General features: G+C 63.1%; 6 protein-coding genes. 4 read left to right on the top strand and 2 right to left on the bottom strand.

The features are described 5' to 3' along the window. On the bottom strand, positions 1–771 hold a 771-nt coding region (locus tag NKI88_RS31360; protein WP_352659253.1), incomplete at its 3' end, for a DEAD/DEAH box helicase. Positions 772–811: 40 nt separating this feature from the next. Then, positions 812–1,702, bottom strand: coding sequence for a DMT family transporter (locus NKI88_RS31355; RefSeq protein ID WP_023732526.1), 891 nt, complete (start codon positions 1,700–1,702; stop codon positions 812–814). 26 nt (positions 1,703–1,728) lie between these two features. Here NKI88_RS31355 and NKI88_RS31350 point away from each other — a divergent pair, with 26 nt between their 5' ends. The 4 genes from NKI88_RS31350 (at position 1,729) to NKI88_RS31335 (ending at position 6,136) form a co-directional block, all read left to right on the top strand. Then, positions 1,729–2,427, top strand: a complete 699-nt coding sequence (locus NKI88_RS31350) for a PIG-L deacetylase family protein (protein WP_023715560.1) — start codon at positions 1,729–1,731, stop codon at positions 2,425–2,427. Between the two features lie 254 nt (positions 2,428–2,681). Then, positions 2,682–4,013 carry an ABC transporter substrate-binding protein gene (locus tag NKI88_RS31345; RefSeq protein ID WP_023826502.1) on the top strand — a complete coding sequence of 444 codons (1,332 nt, stop codon included), beginning with the start codon at positions 2,682–2,684 and terminating at the stop codon, positions 4,011–4,013. Between the two features lie 228 nt (positions 4,014–4,241). Then, positions 4,242–5,189, top strand: coding sequence for a carbohydrate ABC transporter permease (locus NKI88_RS31340; protein WP_502909512.1), 948 nt, complete (start codon positions 4,242–4,244; stop codon positions 5,187–5,189). Then, positions 5,186–6,136, top strand: a complete 951-nt coding sequence (locus tag NKI88_RS31335; protein WP_023711245.1) for a carbohydrate ABC transporter permease — start codon at positions 5,186–5,188, stop codon at positions 6,134–6,136. The genes NKI88_RS31340 and NKI88_RS31335 overlap by 4 nt, the downstream gene beginning before the upstream one ends. Positions 6,137–6,259: the final 123 nt, after the last annotated feature.

Raw genomic sequence — 6,259 nt, 5'->3', positions numbered from 1 at the left:
CGCCGGGCCGGGGGGGCGCGCACTGGCCACCACGCCCCGCGCCGCGGGGCGGCGCCGCCCGCCCGCGCCCGTGCGCTCGATCTCGCGCTGACCGGGCAGGAAGGCGAGCACGCTGCCGCTCTCGCCGGCAAGAGCGGAGCGGATCGCCTTGGCCATGGCGTCTTCGATGGGAACGCCGGCTGGCCGCTCGTCGAATCTGACATCGACGGGGAACGCACGGCCTTGGCTTTCGATCACCGGGGCGCCGGACAGGAGTTTCGCGACGCGCGCGCCATCGAGCGTTGCCGACATCACCAGCAGCCGCAAATCCGGCCGCAGCGCGCCCTGCACGTCGAGCGCCAGCGCCAGGCCGAAATCGCCGTCGAGCGAGCGCTCGTGGAATTCGTCGAAAATCACCGCCGAGACGCCGGGCAGCTCGGGATCGTCTAGGATCATGCGCGCCAGGACGCCTTCGGTGACGACCAGGATTTTTGTCCGGGCCGATGTGCGGTTTTCCATGCGCATGGCATAGCCGACAGTGGCGCCGGGCTCTTCATCAAGCAATTCGGCCATGCGGCGGGCGGCGGCGCGGGCGGCAAGCCGGCGCGGTTCGAGCAGGACGATCTTGCCGGCGACCAGCCAGGGCGCATCGAGCAGCGCCAGCGGCACCAGCGTCGTCTTGCCGGCGCCGGGCGGCGCCACCAGAACGGCGCTGTTGCCGGAGCCGAGCGCCTCGCTCAGGGCCGGCAGCACGGCGGATACCGGAAGCTCCGGCAAGGATCTCGTCGTCATTGCGTCCGCATATCAGCGGTCACCACAACCGTGCAACGGCTCAAAGCCTTGTGCGTGAAAACGGGTTCCAGCGCACCGTGCCCAGCCGCACCTCCTCGCGCACCATGGTGAGCAGGCCGGACGCGCCGACGACGGCAAGGCCGACCAGCGATATCCAGTCCGGATACTCCTGGAAGAACAGCGCCCCGAGGATGACCGCCCAGACGATCTGCGAATAATGCGTCGGCGCCATGCGGTTGGCCGGCGCGTATTTGGCGGCCAGCAGCTGCAGCAATTGGCCGCCGGCGGTAAAGGCGCCGCCCAGCACCAGCCACAGCAGTTGCATGGCGTTGGGGAGGGTGAACGATGTAGCGATGGTGCCGGCCCCGTTGAACAGCAGCCCGTAACCGATGAGCACGCCGAGCATGGTGGTGCGCTTTTCCTGCTGGGCGAGCGACCGCATCAGGATGACGCTGGCCGCGGCGAGGAAGGCCACCGTGAAGGCGGCAAGGTGTCCGAGATGCAACTCGCGAAAACCTGGCCGCACCACCAGCATGACACCTGCAAAGCCGGCAACCACCGCCAGCCAGCGCCATGGACCGACCTTTTCTTTCAGGATGACGGTCGAGAGAATGGTAACGCAAAGCGGCGCCAGGAAGATCAGTGCATAGGTCTCGGCCAGCGGAATGGTGGTGAAGGCGTAGACGCTGAGCACGCCCGAGGCGATGCCGGCCCAGGCGCGGGCCTGCACCGCCCATGGCCGCCCGGTGCGCCAGAAGTCGCGCCAGCGCTCATCGACTGGGCGGCTGAAAAACAGGAAGCAGCCGGCAAACAGCGTGGTGAAGAAGCCGATCTCGAAGACGGTGAACTGTCCGCCAAGGCTCTTGATAACGGCATCGCTGCACGAATAGCTTGCATAGGCGATGAGGGCGAGCAGGATTCCGTTCGTCACGTTTTTCCATTTCCGGGGAGAGTGCAGTGAAGGTATTGGCGCTCGGCGCGCATCCCGACGACATCGAGATATTCATGTTCGGTACGCTGGCTGCCTATGCCACGCAAGGCGCAGAACTGACTTTTGCCGTGGCCACGGATGGCGCCAGGGGCGGCATGGGCGACCCGAGCGTTTTGGCTCGTGTCCGCCGCGACGAGGCGGCGGCCGCTGCGGCGTTGCTCGGCGCAACCCTTCGCTTTCTCGACTTTCCCGACGGCGAACTGGTGGCCGATGCGGCACTGATCGCTTCGCTGAAAGCGCTGATACGCGAGACCGCGGCGGATCTGGTGATCACGCATGCCCCCAACGACTATCACGCCGACCATCGTGCTTTGTCGGACGGCGTGCGCATCGCGGCCTCGTTCGGCGTCCCCGTGCTGCATGCCGACACGATGGGCGGCACCGGCTTTGCGCCGACGCATTACGTCGACATTTCCGCCTACGGCGATATCAAGACTCAGGCGATCCGAGCGCACCAGTCGCAGTGGCCGGAGCAATATGTCGACAGAGCGCGCGTCCAGAATGAGTTTCGCGCCGGGCAATGCAACAGCGTTCCCGGCTCCCTGGCCGAGGCCTTCCGATTCGAGCCGACATTTCCCTTCGCCGACATCCGCGCGCTGCTGCCGCCCGCGCCCCCTGTTCGGCCGGTGACGCCGCAGACGAAAATTATAGGCGACCCCGGCTAAGCAACTTCCGGGCGAGCCGTCCGGCAATCATTTCCCAACGATTTCAATCGCCGTTTCGCCATGTTGCGGCGCAGCGACGAATTCGCTTGCCTTGTTTAGTAAAAATTGCATCACTAAACAAATTACTAAACATCTGCGGCGCATCGCGCCGCCCTGGCGACGCATAGCGCGCCGTGTTTAGCCCCTCGGAGGAGCGAGGGTTGAGGGGTTCTTGAAACGGCCATCCGGGCGCGTTTCGCAAATGGGAGGAAGGCATGAAATCGAGCTTGAAACTGGCGTTGGGACTGACCTCGGCGATTACCGCGTCGACAGCCGTCTCGAACGTTGCGCACGCTGAAGACCTGACGCTTTGCTGGGCCGCCTGGGATCCGGCAAACGCGCTGGTCGAACTGTCCAAGGATTTTACCAAGGAAACCGGCATCGGCATGAAATTCGAATTCGTGCCGTGGACCAACTATGCCGACCGCTTCCTCAACGAGCTCAACTCGCACGGCAAACTGTGCGACCTGATCATCGGCGACAGCCAGTGGATCGGCGGCTCGGCCGAGAACGGCCACTACGTCAAGCTGAACGACTTCTTCGACAAGGAGAAGATCAGCATGGACGACTTTGTGCCGGCAACAGTCGTCGGCTATTCCGAATGGCCGAAGAACACGCCGAATTACTGGGCGCTGCCGGCCATGGGCGACGTCGTCGGCTGGACCTACCGCAAGGATTGGTTCTCCAAGCCGGAGCTGCAAAAGGAATTCAAGGAAAAATATGGCTGGGATCTCGGCCCGCCGACCACCTTCGACCAACTGAAGCAGGTCGCCGAGTTCTTCCAGAAGCGCGAGATCGACGGCAAGACCGTCTATGGCGCTTCGATCTACACCGAGCGTGGCTCGGAAGGCATCACCATGGGCGCCATGGACGTGCTCTACAGCTACGGCTTCCAGTATGAAAACCCCAAGAAGCCCTACGAGATGGAAGGCTTCGTCAATTCGCCAGACGCGGTCAAAGGCCTGGAGTTCTACAAGTCGCTCTACGATTGCTGCACGCCTCCGGGTGCCTCGAACAGCTATATGGGCGAAGGCGTCGACGCCTTCAAATCCGGTCAGGTGGCCATGCACATGAACTTCGCCTTCACCTGGCCCGGCCTGCAGAAGGACGAGAATGTCGGCGGCGACAAGATCGGCTACTTCGTCAATCCGAAGGGTCCCGGTGGCGCCCAGTTTGCGCAGCTTGGCGGCCAGGGCATTTCGGTGGTGTCCTATTCAGACAAGCAGGAATCGGCGCTGAAATACATCAAGTGGTTCGCCGACAAGGATGTGCAGGCCAAATGGTGGTCGCTCGGCGGCTATTCCTGCCTGAACGCGGTGGTCAAGGACCCGGCCTTCCCGTCCAGCCAGCCTTATGCGCAGACCTTCCTCGACTCGATGGCGATCGTGAAGGACTTCTGGGCCGAGCCGAGCTACGCACCGCTGCTGCAGGCGTCGCAGAAGCGCTTCCACGACTATGTCGTTGCCGGCCAGGGTTCGGCCAAGGACGCGCTTGACGGCCTGGTCAAGGACTGGACGCAAGTGTTCCAGGACGACGGCAAGATGTAACCGGACCAACGGCTCCTCCCGAGCCTGACCCCAGAGGCGGATGATTTTCAGGCCGAATCGACCAGAAATCATCCGCCTCGGGCTAAAAAGAGAGAGAGCATGATGTCGTCCGAAAACCGCTTCACACTTTTCGGCTTCATGCTCTTGGTCCCGTGCCGCCCTTGGCACGGGACGCAGTTCAGATAAATTCCAGTGTCGAGACTTGACGTGACCGAAGCAGGACTCACCATGCTCAATCGGACTGCGGAGAACGTTGCCCGGGCGACCCCGGAGCCGTTGGCCTGCAAGGTCCGGGGCATCAGCGACAAGGGCCTCGCCTGGCTGTTCATCTCGCCGACGATCCTGTTGCTCTTGGCCATCAACATCTTCCCGCTGTTCTGGGCGATCTACCTGTCCTTCACCAACTTCCGCGCGAACCGCCCGAACGAGGTGGTGAAAAACCTCGGCTTCGCCAACTACCAGCGCATCCTCGGCGACCAGGACATCTGGATCGCCATGCAGACGACGGCGCATTTCGTGTTCTGGACGATCTTGCTGCAGACGCTGATCGGTTTCACGCTGGCATGGCTGATCGACAGGAAGTTTCGCGGCCACGCCTTCTGGACGACCATCATCCTGGTGCCGATGATGCTGTCGCCGGCGGTGGTCGGCAATTTCTGGCGTTTCCTCTACGAGCCGCAGATCGGCCTGTTCGCCTACGCCATGTCGTTCGTCACCCGGATACCACCGACCGACATCCAGATGCTGTCCAACGTGTCGCTGGCGCCGTGGTCGATCATCATCGTCGACACCTGGATGTGGACGCCCTATGTCATGCTGATCTGTCTCGCCGGCCTGCGCTCGATCCCCGAATACATCTATGAGGCGGCCGAGGTCGACCGCGCATCCAACTGGCGGCAGTTCTGGTCGATCACGCTGCCGATGGCGCTGCCCTTCATCATGCTGGCGGTGCTGTTTCGCGGCATCGAGAACTTCAAGATGTTCGACATGGTCAACCTGCTGACCGGTGGCGGGCCGGGCTCGACCACCGAGGTCGCTTCCATCACGCTGAAACGGCAAGCGTTCGAGAGCTGGCGCACCGGATATTCCTCGGCCTTCGCCATCATCCTGTTCGTCGCGGTGTTTGGGCTGGCCAACATCTACGTCAAGGCGCTGAACAAGGTGAAGCAGAGATGAGCCTGACCACCGCCCACTCCGTCGTCGCCCCCTCGGCCAATTCGAAGCGGATCGCCGGCACGATCATCGTGCTCTACGCGCTGATCTCGATCGTGCCGCTGCTGTGGATCTTCGCCACCAGCTTCAAGACGCCGCCGGATTCGATCGCCTATCCGCCCAAGATTCTGTTCCAGCCGAGCATCGAGGGCTATTGCAACCTGTTCACGACGCGCACCAGGCAAACGCCCGAGTACATCAACTCGCTCGGACCCGCGACCGGTTTCTGCGACGAGACCTCGCGCAAGCGCAACATGGTGATTGCCGGCCCGTCCAATTTCCTGCCGCGCTTCGTCAATTCGCTGATAATCGCCTTCGGCTCGACCTTCTGCGCGGTCTTCCTCGGCACGCTGTCTGCCTATGGTTTCTCGCGCTTCAAGGTGCCGCTGGCCGATGACCTTCTGTTCTTCATCCTGTCGACGCGCTTCATGCCGCCGATCGCGGTCGCGATTCCCATCTACCTGATGTACCGCGAGCTCGGCCTGTCCGACACCGCGCTGGGCATGATCCTGCTCTACACGGCGGTAAACGTGTCGCTGGCGGTGTGGCTGCTGAAAGGCTTCATCGACGAGATCCCGCGCGAGTATGAGGAAGCGGCGATGATCGACGGCTACACCAGGCTGCAGGCCTTCTGGCGCACCGTGCTGCCGCAAGCCACCACCGGCATCGCCGCGACCGCCATCTTCTGCCTGATCTTCGCCTGGAACGAATATGCCTTCGCGGCACTGCTCACCTCCGGCACGGCGCAAACCGCACCGCCCTTCATCCCGACTATCATCGGCGAAGGCGGCCAGGACTGGCCGGCGGTGGCGGCCGGCACGACGATCTTCCTGGTGCCGATCCTGGTCTTCACCATCCTGCTTCGCAAACAATTGCTGCGCGGCATCACCTTCGGCGCGGTACGCAAATGATTGGTGTGTCAAGTCGACCCCCACTCCCTGCCGGCTGGGGGGGCCCCACGACCCCCCCACGCCGGGGTGGGGGAGGGCCCCGAGATAAAATAAGGGCGGGGGCGAGCGGGTGGGTAAAAAAAA

This window comes from Mesorhizobium sp. M0317, assembly GCF_040321555.1.
GTDB lineage: Bacteria > Pseudomonadota > Alphaproteobacteria > Rhizobiales > Rhizobiaceae > Mesorhizobium.
Note: the sequence above shows the minus strand (reverse complement) of the source record. Positions and strands in the feature narration are given on the sequence as shown.

Bases quoted from the DNA above. Each gene is read 5' to 3' on its own strand.
- NKI88_RS31345 (WP_023826502.1), top strand. From the start codon at position 2,682: ATGAAATCGAGCTTGAAACTGGCGTTGGGACTGACCTCGGCGATTACC.
- NKI88_RS31340 (WP_502909512.1), top strand. From the start codon at position 4,242: ATGCTCAATCGGACTGCGGAGAACGTTGCCCGGGCGACCCCGGAGCCG.
- NKI88_RS31335 (WP_023711245.1), top strand. From the start codon at position 5,186: ATGAGCCTGACCACCGCCCACTCCGTCGTCGCCCCCTCGGCCAATTCG.